The organism is Pseudomonas indica NBRC 103045 (genome assembly GCF_002091635.1).
Classification (GTDB): domain Bacteria; phylum Pseudomonadota; class Gammaproteobacteria; order Pseudomonadales; family Pseudomonadaceae; genus Pseudomonas_M; species Pseudomonas_M indica.
In genome coordinates this window covers 140,963-165,491 of record NZ_BDAC01000011.1, presented here as the reverse complement: position 1 = coordinate 165,491, position 24,529 = coordinate 140,963, and the positions used below count along the sequence as shown (strand labels likewise).

General features: G+C 65.6%; 23 protein-coding genes and 2 riboswitches. Of the genes, 6 read left to right on the top strand and 17 right to left on the bottom strand.

Annotated elements, in window-relative coordinates; translation table 11 throughout:
- Positions 1–242: 242 nt before the first annotated feature.
- From PIN01S_RS14845 to PIN01S_RS14790, 12 genes are all read right to left on the bottom strand, one after another.
- The gene (locus PIN01S_RS14845; protein ID WP_084336459.1) at positions 243–935 is read right to left on the bottom strand and encodes a 16S rRNA pseudouridine(516) synthase; all 693 of its coding nucleotides are present in this window, start codon (positions 933–935) and stop codon (positions 243–245) included.
- Complete coding sequence (locus tag PIN01S_RS14840; protein ID WP_423814516.1) at positions 935–1,186, bottom strand: cysteine-rich CWC family protein; 252 nt, start codon at positions 1,184–1,186, stop codon at positions 935–937. The genes PIN01S_RS14845 and PIN01S_RS14840 overlap by 1 nt, the downstream gene beginning before the upstream one ends.
- Before the next feature lie 71 nt (positions 1,187–1,257).
- Positions 1,258–2,058 carry a DUF4824 family protein gene (locus PIN01S_RS14835; protein WP_084336458.1) on the bottom strand — a complete coding sequence of 267 codons (801 nt, stop codon included), beginning with the start codon at positions 2,056–2,058 and terminating at the stop codon, positions 1,258–1,260.
- Positions 2,055–3,128: a DUF2157 domain-containing protein gene (locus tag PIN01S_RS14830; RefSeq protein ID WP_084336457.1), complete on the bottom strand. Its 1,074-nt coding sequence runs from the start codon at positions 3,126–3,128 to the stop codon at positions 2,055–2,057. Before PIN01S_RS14830 ends, PIN01S_RS14835 begins: the two co-directional genes overlap by 4 nt.
- A gap of 325 nt (positions 3,129–3,453) precedes the next feature.
- A complete protein-coding gene (gene atzF, locus PIN01S_RS14825) occupies positions 3,454–5,256 on the bottom strand; it encodes an allophanate hydrolase (RefSeq protein WP_084336456.1) in 1,803 nt (600 codons plus the stop codon).
- 71 nt (positions 5,257–5,327) lie between these two features.
- Positions 5,328–8,936 (bottom strand): urea carboxylase, encoded by a 3,609-nt coding sequence (gene uca, locus PIN01S_RS14820; protein WP_084336455.1) that lies wholly within the window; start codon positions 8,934–8,936, stop codon positions 5,328–5,330.
- Positions 8,937–9,089: 153 nt separating this feature from the next.
- Positions 9,090–9,725, bottom strand: coding sequence for an urea amidolyase associated protein UAAP2 (locus PIN01S_RS14815; protein WP_084336454.1), 636 nt, complete (start codon positions 9,723–9,725; stop codon positions 9,090–9,092).
- Positions 9,726–9,736: 11 nt separating this feature from the next.
- Positions 9,737–10,465 (bottom strand): urea amidolyase associated protein UAAP1, encoded by a 729-nt coding sequence (locus PIN01S_RS14810; protein ID WP_084336453.1) that lies wholly within the window; start codon positions 10,463–10,465, stop codon positions 9,737–9,739.
- A gap of 2 nt (positions 10,466–10,467) precedes the next feature.
- On the bottom strand, positions 10,468–11,268 hold the full coding sequence (locus PIN01S_RS14805; RefSeq protein WP_084336452.1) for an ABC transporter ATP-binding protein: 801 nt from the start codon (positions 11,266–11,268) through the stop codon (positions 10,468–10,470).
- Positions 11,265–12,080 (bottom strand): ABC transporter permease, encoded by an 816-nt coding sequence (locus PIN01S_RS14800; RefSeq protein ID WP_084336451.1) that lies wholly within the window; start codon positions 12,078–12,080, stop codon positions 11,265–11,267. The genes PIN01S_RS14805 and PIN01S_RS14800 overlap by 4 nt, the downstream gene beginning before the upstream one ends.
- Positions 12,081–12,151: 71 nt before the next feature.
- Complete coding sequence (locus PIN01S_RS14795; RefSeq protein WP_084336450.1) at positions 12,152–13,219, bottom strand: putative urea ABC transporter substrate-binding protein; 1,068 nt, start codon at positions 13,217–13,219, stop codon at positions 12,152–12,154.
- 69 nt (positions 13,220–13,288) lie between these two features.
- A riboswitch (guanidine-I (ykkC/yxkD leader) is annotated at positions 13,289–13,391 on the bottom strand.
- Positions 13,392–13,616: 225 nt separating this feature from the next.
- Entirely contained in the window at positions 13,617–14,675 is a 1,059-nt protein-coding gene (locus tag PIN01S_RS14790; protein WP_084336449.1) for a putative urea ABC transporter substrate-binding protein, read from the bottom strand.
- 56 nt (positions 14,676–14,731) lie between these two features.
- Positions 14,732–14,832: riboswitch (guanidine-I (ykkC/yxkD leader) on the bottom strand.
- A 340-nt stretch (positions 14,833–15,172) separates the two neighbouring features.
- Between PIN01S_RS14790 and PIN01S_RS26765 the strand changes: the two genes are divergently transcribed.
- From PIN01S_RS26765 to PIN01S_RS14785, 3 genes are all read left to right on the top strand, one after another.
- Positions 15,173–15,349 (top strand): hypothetical protein, encoded by a 177-nt coding sequence (locus tag PIN01S_RS26765; protein ID WP_168190912.1) that lies wholly within the window; start codon positions 15,173–15,175, stop codon positions 15,347–15,349.
- 35 nt (positions 15,350–15,384) lie between these two features.
- Positions 15,385–15,504: a hypothetical protein gene (locus PIN01S_RS26760; protein WP_244506045.1), complete on the top strand. Its 120-nt coding sequence runs from the start codon at positions 15,385–15,387 to the stop codon at positions 15,502–15,504.
- 122 nt (positions 15,505–15,626) lie between these two features.
- Complete coding sequence (locus tag PIN01S_RS14785; protein WP_084336448.1) at positions 15,627–15,980, top strand: hypothetical protein; 354 nt, start codon at positions 15,627–15,629, stop codon at positions 15,978–15,980.
- A gap of 31 nt (positions 15,981–16,011) precedes the next feature.
- On the opposite strand, the gene PIN01S_RS14780 is transcribed toward PIN01S_RS14785, so the two are convergent.
- Positions 16,012–16,926 (bottom strand): LysR family transcriptional regulator, encoded by a 915-nt coding sequence (locus PIN01S_RS14780; protein ID WP_084336447.1) that lies wholly within the window; start codon positions 16,924–16,926, stop codon positions 16,012–16,014.
- Between the two features lie 97 nt (positions 16,927–17,023).
- On the opposite strand from PIN01S_RS14780, the gene PIN01S_RS14775 reads away from it, so the two are divergent.
- The 3 genes from PIN01S_RS14775 to PIN01S_RS26410 all read left to right on the top strand — a co-directional run bounded on the left by PIN01S_RS14775 (position 17,024) and on the right by PIN01S_RS26410 (position 20,639).
- On the top strand, positions 17,024–18,811 hold the full coding sequence (locus PIN01S_RS14775; protein ID WP_084336446.1) for an alkyl/aryl-sulfatase: 1,788 nt from the start codon (positions 17,024–17,026) through the stop codon (positions 18,809–18,811).
- A 123-nt stretch (positions 18,812–18,934) separates the two neighbouring features.
- Positions 18,935–19,351: a CesT family type III secretion system chaperone gene (locus PIN01S_RS14770; protein WP_084336445.1), complete on the top strand. Its 417-nt coding sequence runs from the start codon at positions 18,935–18,937 to the stop codon at positions 19,349–19,351.
- A gap of 31 nt (positions 19,352–19,382) precedes the next feature.
- Positions 19,383–20,639 (top strand): hypothetical protein, encoded by a 1,257-nt coding sequence (locus PIN01S_RS26410; RefSeq protein ID WP_139198639.1) that lies wholly within the window; start codon positions 19,383–19,385, stop codon positions 20,637–20,639.
- 69 nt (positions 20,640–20,708) lie between these two features.
- Here the strand turns inward: PIN01S_RS26410 and mmsB are convergent, their stop codons facing one another.
- Genes mmsB through PIN01S_RS14740 form a run of 4 tightly spaced genes read right to left on the bottom strand, consistent with a single transcriptional unit; the run spans position 20,709 to position 24,496 of the window.
- A complete protein-coding gene (gene mmsB / locus PIN01S_RS14755) occupies positions 20,709–21,599 on the bottom strand; it encodes a 3-hydroxyisobutyrate dehydrogenase (protein ID WP_084336442.1) in 891 nt (296 codons plus the stop codon).
- 54 nt (positions 21,600–21,653) lie between these two features.
- The gene (locus tag PIN01S_RS14750; protein ID WP_084336441.1) at positions 21,654–22,493 is read right to left on the bottom strand and encodes an isocitrate lyase/PEP mutase family protein; all 840 of its coding nucleotides are present in this window, start codon (positions 22,491–22,493) and stop codon (positions 21,654–21,656) included.
- A 38-nt stretch (positions 22,494–22,531) separates the two neighbouring features.
- Positions 22,532–23,635, bottom strand: a complete 1,104-nt coding sequence (dspII, locus tag PIN01S_RS14745; RefSeq protein ID WP_084336440.1) for an enoyl-CoA hydratase/isomerase DspII — start codon at positions 23,633–23,635, stop codon at positions 22,532–22,534.
- A 42-nt stretch (positions 23,636–23,677) separates the two neighbouring features.
- Entirely contained in the window at positions 23,678–24,496 is an 819-nt protein-coding gene (locus tag PIN01S_RS14740) for an enoyl-CoA hydratase (RefSeq protein WP_084336439.1), read from the bottom strand.
- Positions 24,497–24,529 lie beyond the last annotated feature (33 nt).

Sequence of the window (24,529 nt, the reverse complement as noted above, 5' to 3'; positions counted from 1 at the left end):
GGGAAACCAAACGTTGCAGTCGCCATCGAACGTGGCGTTCGCATCGTCAGGTTGGGCAGTCCCGATAAGACGCCAGAGGCGCCAACTGCAGTGCGAGAGCGGTACTTCTGAATATTTTGGTGACTACTCGGTCACGTTCGGACCGACGAGTTGATTCAAGCAGGACGGGATGTAACCTGCAAGCCTTTTCTGTGAAATGTTCGTGACTTTTCGGCTGGGCGGTCGTCTCAGGCGCCCGCGGGTCAAATGGCCATGATTTCGTCGGGGCTCAAGGCCCTGTACTGGCCCGGAGCCAGGCCAGGGTCGAGCACCAGCGGCCCCATGCGTTCGCGGTGCAGGCGCGTCACCTTGTTGCGGAAGTGGCCGAACATCCGCTTCACCTGGTGGTAACGCCCCTCGTAGAGCGTCAGGCGCGCCGCGCGGCGGTCGAGCACGATCAGCTCGGCGGGCAGGGTGGTGAGGTCTTCGTAGGCGAAGTACAGACCCCTGGCGAAGGTTTCGGCATACTCCGGCGCGATCGGGTCTTCGGTCTCCACGTAGTAAACCTTCGGCAGACGCGTCTTCGGCTGGGTCAGGCGGCGCGACCAGAGCCCGTCGTTGGTGATCAGCAGCAGTCCGGTGGTGGTCAGGTCGAGCCGGCCGCCGAGGTGCAGGTCGTCCTTGTCCGCTTCGTCCAGCAGATCAAGCACGGTCGGATGCTCGGGATGCCGGGTCGCGCTGACCCAGCCGGCCGGCTTGTGCAACATGAAGTAGCGCGCGGGCTTGCCGGCTTGCAGTACTGCGCCGTCGACCTCGATGCGGTTGAACACTCGCACCTCATGCCGGCCATCGACGATGGCTTCGCCATCCACCCGTACCCGGCGCTCGACCAACAGACGGCGGGCATCCTGGCGGCTGACGTCGGGAAGGTTGCCGAGGAAGCGATCCAGGCGCATCAGCTGTCCTGCTCGTCGTCCGGTGAGGTGCTGGCCTTGCCTTGGGCGCAGCGTGGACAGAGGCACACCTTGCCACGGCTTTCGGCGGGGAGCCGCTCCAGGGCGGCGGGATCGACGCGGGTATCGAAGCACCAGCATCTCGTCTGGCCGGATGCATCGTCGACCAGGGCGCAGTCGTTGGGTTGACCGCAGAGCGGGCAATGCCGGGAGGTGTCGTTCATGTGCAAGGCGAGCCGGGAAGAGATCGCCATGGTAGTGGCCTGTCCGGCCGATTCAAATATGCAATTCTGTGGGAGCGAATTCATTCGCCCGAGGGCCCTGGTCAATCCGCATCGTTCCGATGGCGCACCGCGGTGATCCAAGGCTCCATGCGCCGACCGATGGCGACCTCGACCTGATAGGCATGACGGCCGTCCTTCGCCAACTGCTGGCGGAAGCGCTCGCGCCAGGCGTAGGGCACGTGGATTTCCTCGACACTGAGGCGGCTGACCTGACCGGTCAGGCGTAGGGGATTGCCTTCGAACCAGGGATGGACCAGGGCACGCACGATGGCGTAGCGGCGCCGGTCCGGGTAGCGCTGGCGAAGTGCGTCCGGGTCCAGGCCGACGTCGATGGCGAACAGGCGGCTCGCGCTGGTCCGCTCCTGTTCCACGGAGGTGCGGGCGAACTCCAGTTGTCTTTCCAGTTCGGCATCCTTCGGGCGGGTCTTGAGAAGGGCTTGCGCCCGCTCCAGTCGCTGTTGCTGGCGGCGCAGTTCCTCCTGATAGGCCGGGCCGTCCAGCTCCAGCACCACCAGCACCTCCCGCGATAGCTGTCGCGAATCCCTGGCGTAGTCATCCGCGCTGAAGCCCAGGGCGAGCATCTGCTCTTCGCTCAACGACGCCCGATCGTAACCGTGCGGGCTGTCCGGCGTGCTCGGCCGGCGCCAGTTGAGGTTCAGGGCGATGCCGCTGTTCTCCCGGGCGAACGAATAGGCCGGGCGCAACTCGCGTTCGCTCAGGTTCAGGCGGCTGTCCGGTTCGACCGAGCGGTTGTACCAGACTCCGCCGAGCGCGACGGCGTTGGCCGCCAGAACCAGTCCGAGACAAGCCAAGAGGCCCCAGGTGCGATTCGGTCCCTTCATGCCGGCTGCCCTCCGTTGCGGCCATGGTTCAGGCGCAGGCGCCGCAGAATCAGCAGAAGCAGCACGGCGGTCAGCCCGAGGACGAGGAAGAACAAGTACTTCGGCATGCTCTCCCACCACCAGTCGAACAGCTTGGTGTAGAGAAAGATGACGAAGAAGGTCAGCCCGGTGTTCACCACGTCCGGCCAGTCGCGGCGGTTGCCGAGCCAGATGGCGATGGCGGCGAGCAAGAAGCCGAGCACCTGATAGCCGCCTTCGATGACGTTGCTGTCGAGCCGCAGGTAGCTGGCGCGTCCCCAGTTGGCCAGGACCAGGATCGGCAGGAACAGGGCGAGCAGGCCGAACACCCGGTAGATCGTGGCGAAGCCACTGTAGCGCTGCTGCGAGACCAGCAGAGGCACGCTGAAGATCAGCAGGCCGGCGGGCAGGAAGTGTTCGGGGCGCTCGCCCATGTCCAGCCAGTAGAGCCCGCCCCAGGTGCCGACCCGTGCGGCGATGAAGGCGAGCAGGGCGATCAGCCCGGCGGCCAGCAGCAGGCGCGCATCGCAACTGTAGGCCAGCAGCAGGCCCAGTGCGGCCCAGGCCAGCAGGGCCTTGTCCGACGGCGTGATGTTGAAGATCTGCCCGAGCATGACCAGGTTCAGCACGAAGCAGGCGAAGGCCAGCATGGCGGCCAACTTGGTGAAATAGCCGGAGTCGTCGCGGCTGCGGACCCAGAAGGTGGCCAGCAGGCTGCCCAGGGACGCACCGACGAGAATGGCCACCTGGGCGGTTTCGCTGAACAGCCCCCAGAACTGGTAGAACAGGAACAGCAGGCTGGCCGCCAACGCCAGGGCGCCGAGCAGCGAGGTGATGCGCATGCCCAGGGACAGGCGCTTGGCCTGGTTGTCCTGGTCGATGTCGTAGGCCTTGCGGTATTCGCCGAGCAGGCCCTGGTGGTGCTCGGCGAGGCGGTCCAACTGCTCGGGTTCCAGCAGCAGGGCGCGTTCGCGATGCAGGCGTTCGACCTCGCGGTAGAAGGCCTGGATGTCGTCGGCCCGTTGCTGGGCCTGGTCGCGGGTGAGCGTCATGGCGAATCCTTTCGGTAGCGCGGCCCTTGGGCTTGGCGTCGTTATGGCGGAACTCTAGCGTCAAAGCAGGATGCCACCAAGGGCGGTTTTGCGTGCTGTTTCACCTTTTGCAGGCTGCTTCCGATTCCCGACAGTGGACCCGGATTGCGTTGGGGCTTTATCCGGGCGACGTTGGCTTTTGCACTTGTGTAGGAGAGAGCTCCGCTCGCGATGGGGTTGTTGGGACGCTTCGCCAGCAGAGCTGGCTCCTACGAAAGCGCGTGGGCTGGTGGTGTAGGGGCGAATTTATTCGCCCGCCGTTGGTACAAGAATCCTCATGCCCCGCTCAGCCTTTGCTGCGCAGATAGGCGCGCCAGCCGCCGAAGTGGGTGATGTCCTCGGCGCCTTCCAGGCCATAGGGTTCGCAGATGAAGCCGGTTTCCCAGCGGCCGTCGGCCAGTTGCACCTTGCCGAGCCCGAGCGGTGCCGGGATGCCGGTGAGGAACGAGCCCAGCTCCGCGCTGGGCAGGTCCCAGACTTCCACTTCGATGGCCACACCGCCTTCGGCGACCCGCACCATGCCCGGCCGGAAGGGTGGGCCGCCGGCCAGGGCATAGAGCTTGTAATCCGGCGAGCTGCACGTCGCGTCCTGCAATTGACCGCCACGCTGGCGGAGTTGCCAGTTGAGCGGCAGGCCATCGAGGTGCGCGCCGCAGACCACCACCCGGGCGCGGTCGTGGCGGGCGGTGCCGCTCGGCGTGGCGAGTTGCGGCGCCCGTCCGCCGGCCAACGGCAGGCCGGTCTGGCGTTGCAGGGCGTCGGCGAGGCTCAGCACGTACTGGTCGGTGAAAACGCGGCCGAACAGGGTCACGCCCCAGGGCAGGCCGTTCTGCATGAAGCCGGCCGGCACCGCCACGGCGGCATAGTCGAGCATGTTCATGAAATTGGTGTACCAGCCCAGGTCCGAGTTGCGTGCCACCGGTTCGGCGTGCAGCTCGGCCAGGGTGACCGGGCGTGGGTAGGCCGGAGTCAGCACACAATCCACCTCGGCCATGAGGCGATCGCATTCGGTCTTGAGGGCTTGCAGGCGGTATTGGGCGCGGAAGGCATCCACCGCGGTGGTGCCGGGTGCCTTGGCCAGTACCGCCCGGATCACCGGCAGCACGGCGTCGGGCTGACGTTCGATCAGCTCGCCGGCCACGCTGTAGCGCTCGGCCACCCAAGGACCTTCGTAGAGCAGCTTGGCGGCCTCGAGGAAGGGGGCGAAGTCGATCTCCACCGGTGTGCCACCCAGGGCTTTCAAGTGTTCGACGGTGGCGGCGAACAGTGCCGGGCTTTCCGTGCAGCCGAGGAATTCCAACTGCTTCGGCACGCCGAAACGGAAGGGGCGCGGTACACCGAAGGCGCTGGCGTCGTTCCACAGCGGATTGGCGCGGCTGTAGCCGTCGTGTGGATCGACGCGGGCGGTCAGGGCCAGCAGTCGACTGGCTTCGGGGGCGCTGGCGGTGAAGTAGGAAACGCAGTCCAGGGTACGGCAGGCCGGCACCACGCCGGCGGTGGAGAGCAGCCCCTTGCTGGGTTTCAGACCGAGCAGGTTGTTCAGCGCCGCCGGCACCCGGCCGGAGCCGGCGGTATCGGTGCCCAGGGCGAAGCTGGCCACGCCCAGGGCCACCGCCAGGGCGGAGCCGGCACTGGAGCCGCCGGCGGGGTAGCCAGGGTGCACGCTGTTGCGGCATTTGCCGTAGGGCGAGCGCGTGCCGTTGAGGCCGGTGGCGAACTGGTCGAGGTTGGTCTTGCCCAGGGGAATCGCGCCGAGGGCGATCAACTGGTCCACCAGCGTGGCCGAGCGTTCGGGGGTGTAGGCGAACGCCGGGCAGGCGGCGGTGGTAGGGACGCCGGCCAGGTCGATGTTGTCCTTGATGGCGAAGGGCACGCCGTACAGCGGCAGGTCGTCGGGCGACTTGCCGTCGAGGGCGGCGAGGTAGGGTTCGAGTTCGTCCGGGCTCAGCAGGTGGATGAACAGGTTGAACTCCGGGTTCAGGGCGGCGGCCTTTTCGCGCAGGTCGGCGATCAGTTGGCGCGGGTTGGCGGTGCCGGTGCGGTAGGCGGCTCGCAGGGTGTCGAGGCGCAGGTCGAATTCGTGGGTCATGTTGGCGTCCTTTGGGGGGGGCCGTGTTGTCGTGGCGTCGGTTCGGCTTCGTCCAACCACCGCTGTGCGGGCTATGCCTCTTCCATCACTACCACCCTTTGTCCGGCGCGTACCGGTGAGCCGGGCTGTACGCGGACTTCCTTGATCACGCCGTCGCGCGGGGCGGTGAGGGGGATTTCCATCTTCATCGACTCGAGGATGACCAGAATGTCACCGGCCTTGACCTCGCTGCCGACGTCCACCTGCACCTGCCAGAGGTTGCCGGCGATATGGCTTTCGATGGCGTGCTGCCCGGCGCCGAGCGGGCTGTCTTCGCCGAGGTCGGCGGCGACTTCCTCGCTCTCGAAATGGGCCTGGCCGCTGTCGATCCAGCGCTGGCGTTCGGCGTCGAAGGCTACGCGCTGCTGGCTGCGGAACGCAGCGATGCTTTCGGCTTCCCGAGCCAGGAAGGCCTGGTAGTCGGCGAGGTGCAGTTCGCTGTGCTCGATGCGCAACGGGTAGCGCCCAAGGGGGAAGTCGCGGCGGATACGCAACAGTTCCTCGGCCGAGACCGGGTAGAAGCGGATCTGGTCGAAGAAGCGCAGCAACCAGGGCTTGCCGTCGAACGCGGCGACGTCGCGGTAGCGGTTCCACATCTGCAGGGTGCGGCCGACGAACTGGTAGCCACCGGGCCCTTCCATGCCGTACACGCAGAGGTAAGCCCCGCCGATGCCCACCGAGTTCTCGGCGGTCCAGGTGCGTGCCGGGTTGTACTTGGTGGTGACCAGCCGGTGGCGCGGGTCCAGCGGCGTGGCCACCGGTGCGCCGAGGTAAACGTCACCGAGGCCCATCACCAAGTAGCTGGCGTCGAAGACGGTGCGATGCACGTCGTCGAGACCGGGCAGGTCGTTGATGCGACGGATGAACTCGAGGTTGCTCGGGCACCAGGGGGCGTCCTTGCGCACCGTGGTCATGTATTTCTCGATAGCCAGGCGGCAGGCCGGATCGTCCCAGGACAGCGGCAAGTGAACGATGCGCGAGGGCACTTTGAGGTCACGGGCGGCGCAGACGCCATCCCAGAGTCCGGCGACCACCGCCAGCAGGCGTTCGAGGGGCAGGGTTTCCGGCTGGTAGTGCACTTGCAGCGAGCGGATGCCAGGCGTCAGGTCCGCCACGCCGTCGAGCCGCTCGGCCTCCAGTGCCTGCATCAGCGCGTGGCCACGGAAGCGCAGCACCAGGTCCAGCTCGGGCTGGCCGATTTCCAGCAGCAGGTGGGTATCGCCGGCGAGGCGGGCGACCAGGCGGGTGTCGTCCTGGCCGATGTCCAGGACAATGGGGGACGACGGGACGAATGCGTCTGTCGTGCCCGATTGGGCGAATGAATTCGCCCCTACGCAGAGTTCTTCCCGTCGCGCCTTAGCCAGTTTCCTCGCCGTGGCGATGTCCACCGGGACGAAGCGCACCTTGTCGCCGGCCTTGAGCTGGCCGAGTTGCCAGAGATCGGCCTCGATCACCGTGACCGGGCAGACGAAGCCGCCCAGGCTCGGCCCGTCCGGGCCGAGGATCACCGGCATGTCGCCGGTGAAGTCCACCGCGCCGATGGCGTAGGGATTGTCATGGATGTTCGACGGATGCAGGCCGGCTTCGCCGCCGCTCTCGCGCACCCATTCCGGCTTGGGGCCGATCAGGCGCACGCCGGTGCGGCTGGAGTTGAAGTGCACCTCCCAGGCGGTGGCGAAGAAGGTACGGATGTAGGCGTCGGTGAAATATTCCGGCGCCCCGTGCGGCCCGTAGATCACTCGGATGTCACGGACGGCCGGCAGCGTGGGGCGCAGCGCCGGGGACAGGCTGTCGCCCACGCTGCGGTTCGTCAGCGGCGGCAGATGCAGCACGTCGCCGGCGCGCAGGGCACGGCCGGCATGGCCGCCGAACTGGCCGAGGGTGAAGGTGCTTTTCGAGCCGAGGTAGTCCGGCACCTGCAGGCCGCCGCGCAGGCACAGGTAGCTGCGGGCCCCGGCGCCGGCCAGGGTGCCGAGGGCGAGGGTGGCGCCGGCCGGCACGAACAGCGCGGTGTGCATGGGTTGCGGCTCGCCATCCAGGGTCAGGGGAATCTCGGCGCCGGTCACCGCCACCACGGCGTCGGTGTTGAAGCGCAGGGTCGGCCCGCTCATGGTGATTTCCAGGGCGGCGGCGCCTTCCGGGTTGTCCAGCAGGCGGTTGCCCAGGCGCAGGGCACGGTCGTCCATCGGCCCCGACGGCGGTACGCCGACGGCCCAGTAGCCGAGCCGGCCGGGGTAGTCCTGCACGGTGGTCTGGGTGCCGGCGGAGAGGACCTCGAAGGTGTTGGCGCGATAGACCAGGCCCTCCAGGCAGCGGGTCCAGGGCGAGCCGCTGGCGAAGGGGACGTCGGCAAGGATCTGCCGCAGGTAGTCGCGGTTGCTTTCCACCCCGTAGAGCAGGGTGCCGTCCAGCGCCCGGTCCAGCGTGGCGCGGGCCTGGTCGCGGTCGGGAGCCCAGGCGATCAGCTTGGCGATCATCGGGTCGAAGTAGGGCGGAATCTCGCAGCCGGCTTCGACCCAGGTATCGATGCGCAGGGCGTTGCCGTCGGCTGCCGGGAACTGCACCGCGGTGAGCAGGCCGGGGCTGGGCTGGAAGTCGCGGCCCGGGTCTTCCGCGTAAAGGCGCGCCTGGATGGCGTGGCCGCTGGGTTTCAGCGTGGCCGCCAATTCGACCAGCGGCGGCAGGTCGCCGGCCGCCAGTTCGATCATCCAGCGCACCAGATCGACGCCCCAGACCTGCTCGGTGACGCCGTGCTCGACCTGCAGGCGAGTGTTCACTTCGAGGAAGTAGAAGCGCTCGGCCTCGCTGTCGTAGACGAACTCGACGGTGCCGGCGCTGCGGTAGTTCACCGCCCTGGCCAGCTCGACCGCGGCGGCACAGAGCGCCTCGGTCATGCCGGCTGGCAGGTTGGGCGCAGGGGTTTCTTCCAGCACTTTCTGGTTGCGTCGTTGCACCGAGCAGTCGCGCACGCCGAGGGCGATCACTTCGCCCTGGCCGTCGCCGAACACCTGCACTTCCAGGTGACGGGCGCGCTCGATGTACTGTTCGATGAACACGCCGGCGTCGCTGAAGTTGTTCTGGCCGAGGCGCTTCACCGCGTCGAAGGCGTCGCGCAGCTCCTCCGCGCGGCGGCAGACGCGCATGCCGATACCGCCACCGCCGGCGGTGCTTTTGAGCATCACCGGGTAGCCGACCCGTTCGGCGGCGGCGAGGGCGGCGTCCAGGCTGTCCAGTAGGTCGGTACCTTCCAGCAGCGGGATGCCGCGTTCCCTGGCCAGGGCGCGGGCGGTGTGCTTGAGGCCGAACACGCGCAATTGCTCGGGCGTCGGGCCGACGAAGGCGATGCCGGCCGCTTCGCAGGCTTCGGCGAAGGCGGCGTTCTCGGAGAGGAAGCCGTAGCCGGGGTGGATGGCTTGGGCGCCGCTGCGGCGAGCGGCGTCGAGAATCTTGTCCACCACCAGGTAGGTGGCGGCGGCCGGGCCTTCGCCCAGGCTGTGGGCTTCATCGGCCTGCTGGATGTGCAGGCTGGCAGCGTCCGCTTCGGAGTAGACGGCGACGCCTTTTACGTCCAGGGCGCGCAGGGTCCGCAGGATGCGGCAGGCGATGGCGCCGCGGTTGGCGATCAACAGTGTGTCGAACATTCGAGGCATCTCGAAGGTGGCGGGCCGTCCCGCCGATAGTCATCTGCACCACGGTCGTCCGTGGTTGAAGAGCGAGCGGCAAGCTTCAAGCCTCAAGCTGCAAGAGGTCCTGCACGGACAACCCCTCTGTGCGCTTGGAGCTTTCCGCTGCTCTTATTCCCAAATCAGGACTTCCGCCGGCGTCGGGTTGTAGGCATTGCACGGATTGTTCAGCTGCGGGCAGTTGGAGATCAGGAGGATGACGTCCATGTGCGCGATCAGCTCGACGTACTTGCCGGCGGCGGAGATGCCGTCTTCGAAGGTCAGGCCGCCTTCCGGTGTCACCGGTACGTTCATGAAGAAGTTGATGTTGGCGCCGATGTCGCGTTTCTCCAGGCGGCCGTCGTGCAGGCTGGCGCGCAGGAAGTTGTCGCGGCAGCTGTGCATGTAGCGCTTTTCCAGGGCGTAGCGCACGGTGTTGCTTTCCTGGGCGCAGGCGCCGCCGAGGGTGTCGTGGCGGCCGCAGGTGTCGGCGACGAGGGTCAGCATGGGGTTGCCGAGGTTCGACCAGAGCACCGTGCCGGTGGTGAGGTAGACGCGGTTCTGCTTGCGCAGCGTGCGCTGCACGTCGTAGCGCTCGCGCGGGTTGCGGGCGCTGTAGAACAGCGTGTCCACCGCCTGGTTGCCTTCGAGGTCGAGGATGCGCACGGTCTGGCCGGCCTTCACTTCGGTCAGGTACGGCTCGCCGGCGGCGATCATGTCGCGGCGCAGGGCGGCTTCGGGGTGCTTGTCGCTGTGGGTCAGGGTCATGGTGGCGGCCCTCAGAGGTAGAGACGTTCGGTGTTGTGGAAGCCGCGGCCGTTCTCCGGGCGCGAGGTGCGGCAGAGCACGCTGATGCCGTCGCTCTCCACCTTGCTCCAGGTCAGGCGGATGGGCTTGGGGGCGTACTGCGGATTCGGGTCCATGGGGTGCTGCAATGCGGTGAGCACCACGAGGGTATCCATCGGCGCGTACAGCTCGACGTAGTCGCCGGCCTTGGCGTTGCCCGGCTCGAACCGGAAGCAGCCGTCGGCGTCCACGCTGACCTTGCTGAACAGGTTCAGGCACATCAGCAGGTCCTGCAGGTTGAGGTTCCACTTGCCCAGTTCCACCAGCAGGTTGTCCATGCCGTTGCGGAAGAAGCCGTTGCGCAATTCCTGATAGCGGCCCTGGCCGTATTTCTCGCGGACTTCCTCGGCGTTCAGCACGCCGCCGAAGCTGTCGTGCCAGCCGCAGGTGTCGGCGGTGATGGCGGCGAGAACGCGACCCATGTCCGAGTACAGGCAGTGCCCGGCGGTGAGCTTGGCGGTGTGCTGGCACTTGAGGGTGTCCGGCAGGTTCAGTCGTTCACTTTTTTCATGGGCGTTGAGCAGCAGCAGGCTGACGTTGGCGCCGCCTTCGATGTCGGTGAGACGCAGCAGTTGGCCGCGCTTGAGAACGAACGAGGTATGGCCGCCGCCGGGTACGACTTCTTCGTACAGGGTCGGGCGCAGGGCGAGGGATGCGCTCATGGTCAGGCTCCTTGGTAATGGGGTTGCAGCAAGCCGGCGACGGCGGCCGGCGGGGTGTCGACGGCAATGCGCGCGGCGCGGCGGTCGCGGTTCAGCGGAATGTCGTAGGTGACCCGCGCGCCATAGGCGTTGGGTGCCTGCAGGTCGAGGCGGGTCTTGTCGAAGACCAGGATGCGGGTGCCGAGGGTGAAGCCTTCCGACAGGTCGTGGGTGACCATGAACACCGTCAACCGGGTTTCCTGCCAGAGTTCCAGCAGCAGCGCATGCATGTCCTTGCGGATACCGGGGTCGAGGGCGCCGAAGGGCTCGTCGAGCAGCAGCACGCGCGGTTTCATCACCAGCGCCTGGGCGATGGCCAGGCGCTGCTGCATGCCGCCCGAGAGCGCGCTGGGGTACTTGTCCAGGGCGTGGCCGAGACCGACCCGTTCGAGGATCGCCGCCGCCTGATCGCGCGCCTCGCGCCTGGCCTGGCCGAACAGCCGGCCGAGCAACGGGGCGCGCGGCAATTCCAGGCCGAGGGTTACGTTGTCCAGCACCGACAGATGCGGGAACACCGAGTAGCGCTGGAACACCACGCCCCGGCTGGCGTCCGGTTCGTCCGCCAGGGGCGCGCCGTCCAGCAGGATGCGGCCGCGGCTGGGGCGCTCCTGGCCGAGCAGCAGGCGCAGGAAGGTCGATTTGCCGCAACCGGAGGCGCCGACCAGGGTGCAGAACTCGCCTTCGGCCACCGACAGGTTCAGGCGTTCCAGTACGACCTGGTCGCCGTATTCCTGCCAGACGTTTTCAACCTGGATGAAGCTCATGCCTTGGCCCCCTCGTACCAGGGGAAACAGCCCTGCGCGAGGCAGCGCAGGCCATGGTCCATGGCCCAGGCGAGCAGGGTGATCCAGGCCACGTAAGGCAGGATCACATCCATTGCCATGTAGCGGCGGACCAGGAAGATGCGGTAGCCGAGGCCGTCGGTGGAGGCGATGGCTTCGGCGGCGATGAGGAACAGCCAGGCCGAGCCGAGTACCAGGCGCAGGGCGATCAGCAGGCGCGGCAGCAGTTGCGGCAGCACCACGCGGAGGATCAGCGTCCAGGTGTTCGCCCCCAGGGTCTGCGCCTTGATCAGCAGTTCCTGGGGGATTTCCCGGGCGCGCTGTTCGAGGTCGCGGGCCAGCACCGGAGTGATGCCGATGACGATCAGCATGACCTTGGCCAGCTCGCCGAGGCCGAAGACGATGAACAGGATCGGCAGGATCGCCAGGGGCGGCACCATCGACAGCACCGTGAGCAGCGGCGACAGCGGCGCGCCGAACAGCGGCAGGGTGCCGGCGGCGATGCCGAGGCAGAGGCCGGCGAGGGCGGCGATGCCCAGGCCGAGACCGAGGCGTTGCAGGCTGGAGGCGGTGTCGCGCCAGAACAGGTAGTCGCCGCTGCGCTTGTCGGGCTGGAGGGCCAGGCGATCGACCGCATCGGCCATCTGCGTGGCACTCGGCAGCAGCTTGTCGTTGGGGTTGTCCGCCAGACGTGCCATCGAGCCCGAGAAATAGGCGAACAGCAGCAGGGCGAACGGCAGGATCGCCAGGGCCAGACGACCCGTCCGGTCCGGATGGCGGTTGATCAGGCGCATCGGTTTGGCTCCATCAGGGCTGGTCCGCAGGGATTCATCCGTGCCGGGCGTGAACCCCTGCGAGGGCGGCGTTACAGCGTGCCGTCGGCCGCCATGCGGGTATAAGTCGGGTCGAAGCGCAGCTTGACGTTGCCCTTGTCGCCAGTGACCAGATCGTTGGCGAAGGCCATGCCGATGGCGTCCGCGCTCTTCGCGCCTTCGCCGAGGATGCCGTGGTCGAAGCTGAAGCCGGCCACCTTGTCCATGGTTTCAGGCAGCTTCGGGCTGTTGTAGAAGGCCAGCGCGTCCTTCGCCGAATAGAACATCTTGGTCGCCGCCAGTTGCGCCTCGTAGCCGGGCAGATCGGTGCCGGAGGCCTTGGCCATGTGCTCGCGGGCGGCCTTGCCGGCGGTGCTGTCGGCGTTCATGGTGGCCATGATTTCGTACCAGGCGCCGACCAGTGCCTTGCCGAAGGCGGGGTTGTCCTTGAGGGTGTCGCTGTTGACCACCATCAGGTCGATGATTTCGCCGGGAATCTGGCTGGAGTCGAACAGCTTGCTGGTGTCCGGCACCGCGACGACTTCCGCCAGCAGCGGGTTCCAGGTGGTCACCGCCTTCACTTCGGCGGAATGGAAGGCCGCCACCAGGTCGGCGTCCGAGGTGTTCACCACCTGCACGTCCTTCTCGCTCAGCCCGGCGCTTTCCAAGGCTCGGGCGAGCAGATAGTGGGAGACCGACAGTTCGACCAGGTTGATCGGCTGGCCCTTGAGATCGGCCAGGGTCTTGCCGCTGCCCTTGACCACCACGCCGTCGTTACCGTTGGAGAAATCGCCGACGATCAGCGCGGTGGAGTCCACGCCACCGGCGGCGGGAATGGTCAGGGCGTCCATGTTGGTCATGGTGCAGCCATCGAACTGGCCGGCGGTGTACTGGTTGATGGACTCGACGTAATCGTTGATCTGCACCACGTCGATGTTGATGTCGTACTTCTTCGCCCATTTGTCGACGATGCCCTGGGCGGCGCCGTATTCCCACGGCATCCAGCCGGCGTAGATGGTCCAGCAGACGCTGAAGTCGGTCTTGGGGGCTGCGTGGGCGGAGAGGCTCAGGGCGGCGGAGAGGCCGGCGGCGATCAGCGAGGACAGCAAGGACGTGCGCATGGGTAGACCTCCAGTTCTAGGGATACGGCAGGAGCGGCGCGGCACTTACCTGGTTGGCCAGGTGGCGCGTTCTCCCGGGCTTTTGTCCCGCCGTGTAACCCCGAACGAGGTCGCCAACTCTCGGACCAGTCGCACGCCTGCGAGGCGCGCCGGAACCCTAGTCGGCCATTGCAAGTTGTAGTGCCGCGCCCCTTGTGGGGTGCTTCTGCATGGCGGGAGCGAAGCGAACATCGTGCCAGCCTGCGCAAAGCCCCGTCCGAGAGGTCGTGCGGGTTTTCCGCAGGGGCGTTTGGGACTTTCTCCTGCACGGAGTTGGTGCGCGATGTTCGCTCTTGGTGCTTTGGCCTGCTTCAAACGCAGCGGCAGGGCCGACGCGCAGCAGGCTGTCGGCGGGGGCTTACAGCTTGCCGTCGGCGGCCAACTGCATGTACGCCGGGTTGAAGCGCAACAGGACCTGCGACGGATTGCCCAGCACCCGGTTGTCGCTGAAGCCGATGCCCAGCCGTTGCAGGCCGTTGCCTTCGCCGAGCAGTTTCTGGTTGTTGGCGAAGCTGGCCACTCGTTGCATCAGGATCGGCATTCTTTCGCCGCGGGTGAAAGACGCCGCCGAGCGTGGCACGAAGAAGGAGCGGATGGTCCGCAACTGCGCGTCGAAATCCTCCGGCGTGGTGTCCGCCGCAGCGGCCAGTTTGGCCCGTGCCGCCTTGCCTGCCTCGTTCGGCAGGGCGATCAGGCGCATGCCCTCGTACCAGGCGCCGGTCAGCGCACGGCCCAGTTCCGGGTGGGCGGCCAGGGTCTGGCTGTTGATCACCAGCAGGTCGAGGATCTCGCCGGGGATTCGATGGGAGCTGAAAGCCTGGACGCTGCCGCCGCTCCGGCGCAGTTCCGAGAGGATCGGGTTCCAGGTCACCACCGCGTCGCCGCGCCCGCTGCGCCAGACCTCGGCCAGGTTCGCGTCCGAGACGTTCTCGACCTTCACGTCGCTCAGTTTCATGCCCACCGATTCCAGGGCGCGGGCGAGCAGGTAATGGGAGACCGAGTTCTCCACCAGCAGGATGGTCTTGCCCTTGAGGGACGTCAGGTTCTTGTTGTTGCCACGGATGAGGATACCGTCGGCGCCGGAGGAGAAGTCGCCGACGATCAGCGCGGTGGAGTCGACCCCACCGGCGGCGGGGATGGTCAGCGCGTCCATGTTGGTCATGGCACAGGCATCGTATTGGCCGGCGGTGTACTGCTCGATGGAGGCGACGTAGTCCGGCACCTGCCGGACCTGGATCTCGATGCCGTACTTCTTCGCCCACTTGTCGATGATGCCTTCTTCGGCTATGTAGCCCCACAGCATCCAACCGGCATAGATCGACCAGCAGACCTTGAAGGGGCGGTTTTGCGGAGCGGCGGAAGCGGATTGGCTGAGCAGCAGCGCGAGCAGAAGACAGGACAGCAGGCGGATGAACATCGGTACCTCGGCAGTGGACAAATGACGGGACAGGATGGCGGCCGCCGTGCCGCGTGCTCTCCCGGGCTTTTGTCCCTCCGTGTGACCTCGAACGAGGTTGCCCACTCTCGGACCAGACATCCGTCGTCGACGGACCGGAACCCTAGTCGGCCATTGCGATGATCGTTCGGCGGCCAGCCTCTGTGGGCATGACCTTCCTGTATGTGGAGGGATGCAAAGCGAATGGCGTGCCAGGGTATTTCTACGGTTCTTTTTTTGTGATCTATGTCGTATGACGAGCGGCATCCTGGCGGGCCGTGGTTCCAGATGGGGCGTTGCTTGCTCCGGGTTGGTGCGGGTCATGGGGCGAAAGAGCGCTGCACGCCCTTGGAAGTGGCTATCCATGCCGGGGCCATGTGCCATCAGTCGGGGGAACTTTTACCGTTTCGTTGCAGTCTGACATCACGCAGGCATTGTGAAGCCTGCCCGATAAGAAGACTCCATTCGAGGAAGTACACATGCGTAGTTTGTCTGTGGTGCTGATGGGGATGTTGCTGGCGCTGGGTGGTTGCAGCTTCAGCGCTCCGGGCGTTCGCGCCGAGCTGGGTGGCGGGGATGCCGTCCGTGTCGATGTGGGTGGCGGCGGCGGTGGCCATTTCTGTCCGCCGGGCCATCGGATGAAAGGTAGCTGCTGATGAAGACATTGATGGGTTTGCTACTCGTTGGCGTGATGGCCGTGACCTTGCCGGCCTGTAGTCTTCGCCTGCCGGGTATCGGGATCGATATCGGCGATGGCGGCGGCGGACCGGGACACTGCCCGCCGGGACAGGCGAAGAAGGGCAACTGCTGAGCCGGGAGGGCTTGCGCAGCCATTGAAGTTTTCCTGAGAAGCCGGCCTCTGCGCCGGCTTCTTTTCGCGGGTTGGGCGGAAACGGACCGTTTTCGTCACACCTGACCTCTCGGGAGGCGGCCATGTCCTGTCAACGTTTCCTGCTTGCGCTGCTCTGTCTGGGTCTGGGTGGTTGTGTGGTCTACGACGACCGGCCCTATTACGCCTATCCGCGCCAGTCGATCTATGTGGCCGGGTGGGATTCCCCCCGCTACCGCTACGACGATGGCTACCGGCTCCACTACCGGAGCTACTCCGCACCTCGCTACTACAACCCTCCGCGCTACTACGCCGCCCCGCGCTTCATCGCACCGCCACCCCGCTATCTGCCGTACCGGCATGAGCATCACCGTCGCGAGTGGCGCGATGATCGCCGCTGGCGTGATGCCTACGAACGGCCTCGACGCGAGTGGCGCCATGAGGGCCATCGGCGGTAAGGGCGGACGGCCGCCTCGTGCTTCTGTGTATTCAGCGGGACGGTGGCGGTGGTAACTGGCGATCCACCTGCCGAATCTCTTCCACCACCGCCTGCGCCGCCGGCGACAGGCTGTGCCCGGCGCGGCTGACCAGGCCGTAGGCCGACCGCTGTTGCAGGCTCTTCGGGGCCAGCGGCAACAGGCTCAATTGACCGGCGGCCACCTCGTCGGCGATCACGTCCCAAGGTGCCATGCTCAGCACGTCGCTATCGGCTACCAGTCGCTTCAGGACCAAAAAGTTATCGCATTGAATGCTCAGCGGCTGCTCGCGGCCACTGGCGGCGCTCAGGCTGCGTGCCACCTCCTGCGGCAACTGAGTCCCGGCAAGGGGGAAGTCGAGCAGATTGGCCAGTTGCAGATCGCGGCGCTCCAGCAGCGGGTGGCCGGGGCGGCAGAACAGGACGCCGGCATGGCTGTGCAGCGGTTCGATGTGCAACTGCGGCTCGCCCTGCAACTCGCGTATGTCGGCGACGAACAGCTCGATGGTCGTATCCAGCAGGGCGTCGCGCAGTTCCAGCCAGTTGGCGATGTCCAGCCTGACCCGAACCTTCGGGTAACGCTGCAGCAGGCGGCCGACTGCCTGCGGCACCAAGCGCGCGGCAGGGTAGGGGCCGGCACCCAGGCGCAGTTCGCCGGCCTCCAGGTTGCTCAATTGGCTGACGGCGTTGTCCAGCGCGCGGCTGCCGGCCAGCAGTCGCCGGGCGTGTTCCAGCACCAGTTGGCCGTGGGCGGTGAGGCTGATGCCACGGCTGTGGCGATTTACCAAGATGCAATCCAGATGATTTTCCAGGGCCTGGATGCTGCGCGTCAGCGCCGGCTGGCTGAGATGTACCGCTTCCGCGGCACGGGCGAAGTGGCCATGCTCGGCCAGGGCGACGAAGTGACGAAGCTGGCGTAGATCGTTCATGCGTGTGGCGCATCGATACCTGTATAAGAATGCATTGGAAGTATCGCGCAGGCTTTGCGAGGCTGCCAGCATCGATAATGACAATGAGTTGACCCGCATGAGACTACCTGTCCGCTGGAGTGGCCTGTTGCTGGCCGCTGTCCTGCCGCTCGGCGCCTTCGCCGAATTGCCCGAGGAACGGATCGAACCGAGCATCGATCCCGAACTGGCCGCCCATACCAAGGTGTTCGAGCAGAAGCTCTATCGCATCGCAGGCAACGTCTACTCGGCAGTCGGCTGGCAGTTGGGCAATGTGGCGATGATCGAAGCGCCGGAGGGGCTGATCATCGTCGACACCGGCGAGTCGGTCAGCGAATCGCGCAAGATCATGGCCGAGTTCCGCAAGGTCAGCGACAAGCCGGTCAAGGCCGTCGTCTATACCCATTTCCATCCGGACCACATCAACGGCGTACAGGCGTTCGTCAGTCGCGAGCAGGTGGAGCGCGGCGAAGTGCAGATCTATGCGCACGAATCGCTGCTGCAGAACGTGGTGACCCAGGGCGCCCTGGTCGGGCCGATCCTGGGCGTGCGTTCGGCCTACAGCTTCGGTTCCTTCCTGCCGGCGGCGGACCAGAAGGGCATGAACGGCGGCATCGGACCGCTGGCCAAGCCCGAGCCGTCCACCTTCATCGCGCCGACCGTCACCTTCGGCGAACGCCTCGATACCCGCATCGCGGGGCTGGATGTGCAGTTGCTGCACGCACCCAGCGAGGCGCCGGACGAGATCGTTCTCTACCTGCCGGACAACCGCGTGCTGATCAGCGCGGAAGTCGACCAGGGACCGACCTTGCCGAACATCCATACGTTGCGTGGCACCAAGTTCCGTGACCCGGTGCAGTGGGTGGCCAGCCTCGACCTGTTGCGCTCGTTGCGCGCCGACCACATGGTGCCGTTGCACGGTCGGCCGGTGAGCGGTCGCGACCAGGTGGAAGAGGTGCTGCGCATGACCCGCGACGGCATCGCCTACATCCACGACCAGACCGTGCGCTGGATGAACAAGGGCCTGACGCCGGACGAGCTGGTGGAAAAGGTCAAGCTGCCACCGCACCTGGCCGGATACACCCCCTACCTGCGCGAGTACTACGGGACGGTCAAGCACAGCGTGCGACAGATCTACAACGGCTACCTGGGCTGGTTCCAGGGCGACCCGGTGGACCTCGACCCGACCCCGCCGAAGGAAAAGGCGCAGCGCCTGATGGCCCTGATGGGCGGGCGGGACAAGGTGCTGCTCGAGGCGGGCAACGCCTATCTCAAGGGCGACTACCAATGGGCAGCCGAGCTGGCCGGCTACGCCATCCGCGTGGATCGGGAGGACCGGTTGGCGCGTGATATCAAGGCGCGCAGCTTCCGTCGGCTGGGCTACGCCAGCATGAACATCAACTGGCGCAACTGGTACCTGATGAGCGCCATGGAACTGGAGGGCAACCTGGACGGCGAGGCCATCCGCGAGCGCTCCGTGGAAATGCGCAAGGTGTTCCTCTCGCAGGACATGGCGCGCAGCTTCACTCCGCGAATCTTCTTGCAGAACTGGATCACCCGCATCGATCCGGACAAGGCCGGCGACGTCGAGCTTACCCTCGGTTTCAGTTTCCCGGACGTGGGCGAGGAATGGGCCTTGGAGGTGCGCAAAGGTGTGGCGCAACTGCACAAGGGCATTCCCGAAGGCACCGTACTCAGGTTGAGCATGGACAAGCGCTTCATGGAAACCCTGCTGACCGGCGAGAACGGCTTGCTCAAGGGGGCGTTGCTGGGGGATGTGAAGGTCGACGGCAACCTGCTGGAAATCCGCCGGTTCCTCGCCTGCTTCGATTTCAGCGATGAAGCGTTCGGCCTGACTTTGCGTTGAGAATGGGCGCCTGCACCAAAACGGGCGCGCCGAAGATAACCGGCCAACATGGAACCGACCTCTCCTTTCCCTCACTTATAAGTCACGCAACCATCCCTCACCGAGTGAGAAAGCGGTAATACCATGAGAGCCCAGGAACTGACCCGCCAATTGCTGCGGGAATACAGCCGCCAGACCAGCAAACCCAATATCGAGTTCAACGAGCAGGGAGCGGCTGTGGTGACGGTCGATCCTGACGTCACGATCACACTCTATCTGGGGGAACAGGCCGACAGCCTGCTGTTTCTGGCGGATATCGTTTCCCTGACACCTTCGCCTCGCGACGACATGATGATTCGCGCTCTGCTGATGCACAGTTTTCCTGGCTATCGCACTCGCGGCGGCGCTCTGCTAATCAATGAAGCCAGTAATAGTCTGGTGTTCAGTTATGAAAGAAAACTGAATGATCTCACCCCGATAACGATGGAAAACGTGATCGGCAACCTGTCCCAAACTGTATTGTATTTCCGTCGCAAGGCCGCTGAACTGCGTCTGCACTGAATAGCAAACGTGCGTATTTAAAGGATTGAACATGGTCGATAGCATTCGTACCGGCAGCGTGCCTCATCTCAATCCCGTTGAGGGACGTGATGAAAGGAGGCCAATGACTATGCCTCCCTCAGTCTCCGGTCAATCGTCGCAGCCGGCCATGGAGAGCGAAACACCGGTGGCCATGACGCTTCGGCAGCGGCCGGTGGCACAACGGGCAGAATCATCTCGGACATCGGCTGCCAACACTGCTGAGAACGCAGTTGCACGGCAACGGCCTGGTGCGGTAACGAATGAGGATCTGTTCTCAAGTGTTGCCGCCATTTTCGCTAAAGTGTTTACCGGCATTATCGCCGCTTCCGCCGCTTACCGTGGCATGCGAAATCCAATGGACTTCGTTGAACATCCTGGTCAAGCCATCCTGGGGGCTCTTACCCTGAGCCAGAGAGCGGATGCCAATACGCTTTCTCACGCTAACTCCACGGTGTTGAGTCATTTCGGCAAATATATTCCTGACAGCAGTACTTGCTATAAGGCCAACGCGGAGGTTGTCTTCGACTTGCCACCTGGTCTTGCCGGACAGTTTGACCTGGACAATAACAAAGTCAAAGTAGCGGCCTATCATCATTTTGGTTCCCATCCCAATCATCATGCGCGTCACGAGTTCGTGCATTGCTATAGCCATGCTGACTTTCTCAATAAGAAAAAGCACGAAGAGAACAAAGAGCTTATAGAAGGTGTGACGGAATATATAACCGACAAAATGCCTCATAATATGTGGCCGTTGGATAAGGACCAATCTGACTATCACAACCTTAAGCTGAGTAACGGTAAAACTTGGACTGAAGCTGCTGGCGAAATCGAGCAGAAGATCGGTGAGGAAACATTGCTCAAAGCTGTGTTCAGTGGTGACAGAAAAGCGATAAGCGATGTGTCATCCGCTGCTGCAAGCATTTACCCCAAGGCCTATTCGAGTCAGGTCTGGAATAGCATTGGTATTGTGACTGAGCTACGGGGTACCCAAGAGTTGGCCGAGTGTTATGTGGGAGCCTTGGAGGCGAACAAGGTGGAAATTCCCAGTACTTATAGTAAGCCTTATCTCCCGGCCGCATTCCTCGGTGATATTTCCGTAGAAGATCGCCAGCGAATGGCGGAACAGGCAAGAGCTTGCCAGGAGCGTATGGGTGACGTATTCAATGCCGCCTTTTTCGGTTTCGATAAGGATGGCCAGAAGGATGCGCTCAAGGCCGTTCGCGAAGACGTAAAGATGTACTGGCAGCCTGTATTGAAGGAGCAGTAGTGATGGCTTGGCGATACTGGGGCCTTTTGCAGCTATGAAGCGGGGCCGATGGGCAGCCCCGCTTCCTGCTCAACGCTCGTCGCGAAACAACTGCTGCACCACCGAGAAATCCTGCTTGCCCTTGCCCTGTTTGAGTAGCAGGCGATAGAGCTGCAGCGCCAGGGCGCCCATCGGTGTGCTGCTGGCGCTGACCTGGGCGGTCTCCTGGGCCAGGCCGAGGTCCTTGGCCATCAGCTCGGCCATGAAGCCGCCGCCGTAGCCCTTGGATGCCGGGGCGTTTTCCATCACGCCGGGCCAGGGGTTGTAGCGCTCCAGCACCCAGTTTCCGCCTGAGCTCTGGCGCATGATCTCGGCCAGTACCTTGGGATCGAGGCCGTTAGCCACGCCCATGGCCATGGATTCGGCGGTGCCGATCATCTGCACCGCGAGCAACTGGTTGTTGCAGACCTTGGCGATCTGCCCGGCGCCGTCCGGGCCGGCGTGGAAGATGTTCTTGCCCATGGCGGCGAACACCGGCTGGGCTTTCTCCAATGCCGCCGCGTCGCCGCCGACCATAAAAGTCAGGGTGCCCGCCGCGGCGCCGGCGGTGCCGCCGGATACCGGTGCGTCGAGCAGGTCGATGCCGCGCTCGCGGGCGGCCTGGTGGACCTTCTTAGCCGACTCGGGGGCGATGGTGGAGCACTCCAGCACCAGCCGGCCGGCGGGAATCCGGCTCAGCAGGCCGTCGTCGCCCAGGTAGAGGCCTTCCACATGGCGGCTGGCCGGCAGCATGCTGACGATCACCTCAGCGTTCTCCGACGCCTCGGTGGCACTCGCAGCGGCGCGCGCACCTTCGCCGGCGAGCTGGTCGACCGCGCTCTGCACCAGGTCGAAGACGCTCAACTGGAAACCGGCCTTGAGCAGGTTGCGGGCCATCGGCAGGCCCATGTGGCCGAGGCCGATAAAAGCGATCTGTTTCATCCTCGCATCTCCTTTCTTGTTGTCTGTGCGGCTCCGACGCCGGAGCGGGTGAGTTCAGGTGCCTGGCTTGAACAGTGCGTTGAGTTCGGCGAAGGGCGCCGCCTCGGCGACGAAAGCGAAACTACCGCGCTCGCGCAGTTCGCGGGCGGCACGCAGGAAGCCACCGAACGCGGCGCGCGCCAGGCAGGAGCCGACGCTGACCCGGCGAACGCCGAGGTCGGCCAGTTCATCCAGCGTCAGCGGGCAGGCGGAGAGGCCCATCAGCACGTTCACCGGCTTCGGTGCGACTGCGCGCACCACGGCGTCGATCTGCTCGCGGGAGGTCAGGCCCGGTGCGTAGAGCACGTCCGCACCGGCGTCGGCGTAGGCTTCCAGGCGGCGCAGGGTGTCGGCCTGGTCTTCGCGGCCATGCAGGAAGTTCTCCGCGCGGGCGCAGAGGGTGAAGGGAAAGGGCAGGCTGCGCACTGCGGCGACGGAGGCGCGGATGCGTTCGACGGCCAGTTCGATCGGGTAGATGGGCGCGTCCGCTCGCCCGCTGGCATCTTCGATGGAGCCGCCTACCAGCCCAGCCGCGGCGGCCTGGAGCAGGGTCTCCGCGCAGCCCTGCGGATCGTCGGAGAAGCCGTTTTCCAGGTCGGCCGCCACCGGCAGCGGGGTCGCCTCGACAATGGCACGGGCGTTGACCAGGGTTTCCTCGCGGCTGATCAGCCCTTCGCCGTCGGGCCGGCCGAGGGAGAAGGCCAGGCCGGCGCTGGTGGTCGCCAGGGCTTCGAAGCCAAGGGTGGCGAGGATTTTCGCCGAACCGGCGTCCCAGGGATTGGGAATGACGAACAACCCGTCGCGCCGGTGCAGTGCCTGGAAGGCGAGGGCGCGCTCGTGCTGGCGGTCGGTCATGGCGAAATCCTTCTGCGGGTGGTTGTCCTTGCGGTGGTTCAGAGATCGGCCAGCGGATGCGGCCCTTCCCAGGTCGGTTCGAAATGCGCGTCGATCACCGTGGCAGGGATCGCGGCGACATCCGGCCAATGCCAGCGCGGCGCGTTGTCCTTGTCGATCAGCCGGGCACGCACTCCTTCGGGGAATTCCGGGTGGCGGCAGCAGTTCAGGCTCATGGTGTATTCCATGCGGAACACTTCGGCCAGCGACAGATAGCGCGCCCGGGCGATCTGCTCCCAGACCAGGTGGGCGGTGAGCGGGCAGCCCTCGGCCAGGGTCTTGGCGGCGCGTGCCAGCAAGGTATCGCCATCGTCCTTCAGGCCGGTCACGGCGTGCCAGGCGCTGGGCAGGTCGGGGACGTCGAGCAACGCGTCAATGTGCGCACGGCGCGGCAGCCATTGGGCGGCGGGCATCTTTTCCCGGGCCTCGTGTTCCAGGGCTTGGAACAGGCTGTTCAGTTGCAGCGGGACCTGATCCTGCCAGTTGAGCTGGATCAGGCGCTCGATCAGTTCGTTCTGTTGCTCGTCGAGCAGGAAGCGGTCGGCCAGGTCCAGGTCGAGGGCATCGCGCGCATTGATCGGGCTGCCGGTGAGCCCGAGGAACAGACCGAGCTTGCCGGGCAGGCGGGCGAGGAACCAACTGCCACCGACGTCCGGGTAGAGACCGATGCTGATTTCCGGCATCGCCAGCCGGCTGGTGGGGGTGACCACGCGGATCGAGGCGCCTTGCAGCAGCCCCATGCCGCCGCCCAGCACGTGGCCGTGGCCCCAGCAGATCAGCGGCTTGGGGTAGCGGTGGATGCGGTGGTCGAGGCGGTATTCGTCGGCGAAGAAGCGTGCCGCCAAAGGGGGCACCTCGCCGGGGTGCTGGCGGCAGGCGTCCACCAGCTTGCGCACGTCGCCGCCTGCGCAGAAGGCGCGGGGACCGTTGCCGCGAAGCAGCACACAGACGATCTCCGGCTCGTCCGCCCATTCGCGCAGCTTGGCGTCCAGCGCTTCGATCATCGGCAGGGTGAGGGCATTCAGGCTGGCTTCCGCATCCAGGCTGGCGATGCCGATGCGGGCGCCGTGCAGGCCGAGCTTTTCTTCGAATGAAACGTTCATGGCAAATCCTGTGGCGTTTGGCCTCGATTGGCGGCGCAACCGCTAGCGATTGCGCCATTGCGGGTCGCGTTTCTCCAGGAAGGCGTTGACGCCTTCGCGGGTGTCGTCGGCATCGAACAGGTCGACGAAGCGCTCGCGCTCTTCCGGCAGCCAGGTGTTCGGGCCGCGCTCGCGGGCGCCCTGGATCAGTGGCTTGATGGTGCGCACCGCCACCGGGCTCTGCCGTGCCACCTTGGCCGCCAGCAGCAGCGCATGACCGCGGGCCTCGCCGCTGTCCACCACCTGCTCGACCAGGCCGATGCGTAGCGCGGTCTCCGCGTCGATGCGCTCGCCGCAGAGGATCATGCGCTTGGCCCAGCCCTCGCCGACCAGCCAGGGCAGCACCTGGGTCCCGCCCGCGCAGGGCAACAGGCCCACCGCCGCTTCCGGCAGGGCCAACTGGGCCTGACGCTCGGCGATGCGGATATCGCAGGCCAGGGCGCACTCCAGGCCGCCGCCCATGGCGTAGCCGTTGATCGCGGCGATGGACACGCCACGGAAATCGCGCAGTGCCTCGAAGGCCTCGCCGAAGCGCCGGGCCATTTCCCGGGCGCGGGCCTTGTCGCCGTCGGCGAACAGATTGAGGTCGGCGCCCGCGCTGAAGAATTTCTGGCCCTGGCCAGTGATCACCAGGGCGTAGATGTCGTCGTCGCGGTTGAGATGCTGGACGAGCTGCCGGAGGCCGATCAGCGAGTCGCGGTCCCAGGTGTTGGCCGGCGGGTGGTTGATGGTGATCAGCGCGGTGTGGCCGTGCTTCTCCACCGTCAGCTTGTGGGTCAGGTCGAACAGACCGGGGTTGTAGGGTTCTACTGCGGTGCTCATAGATCTCTTCCTAACGTAGATCGGAGGGCAGCT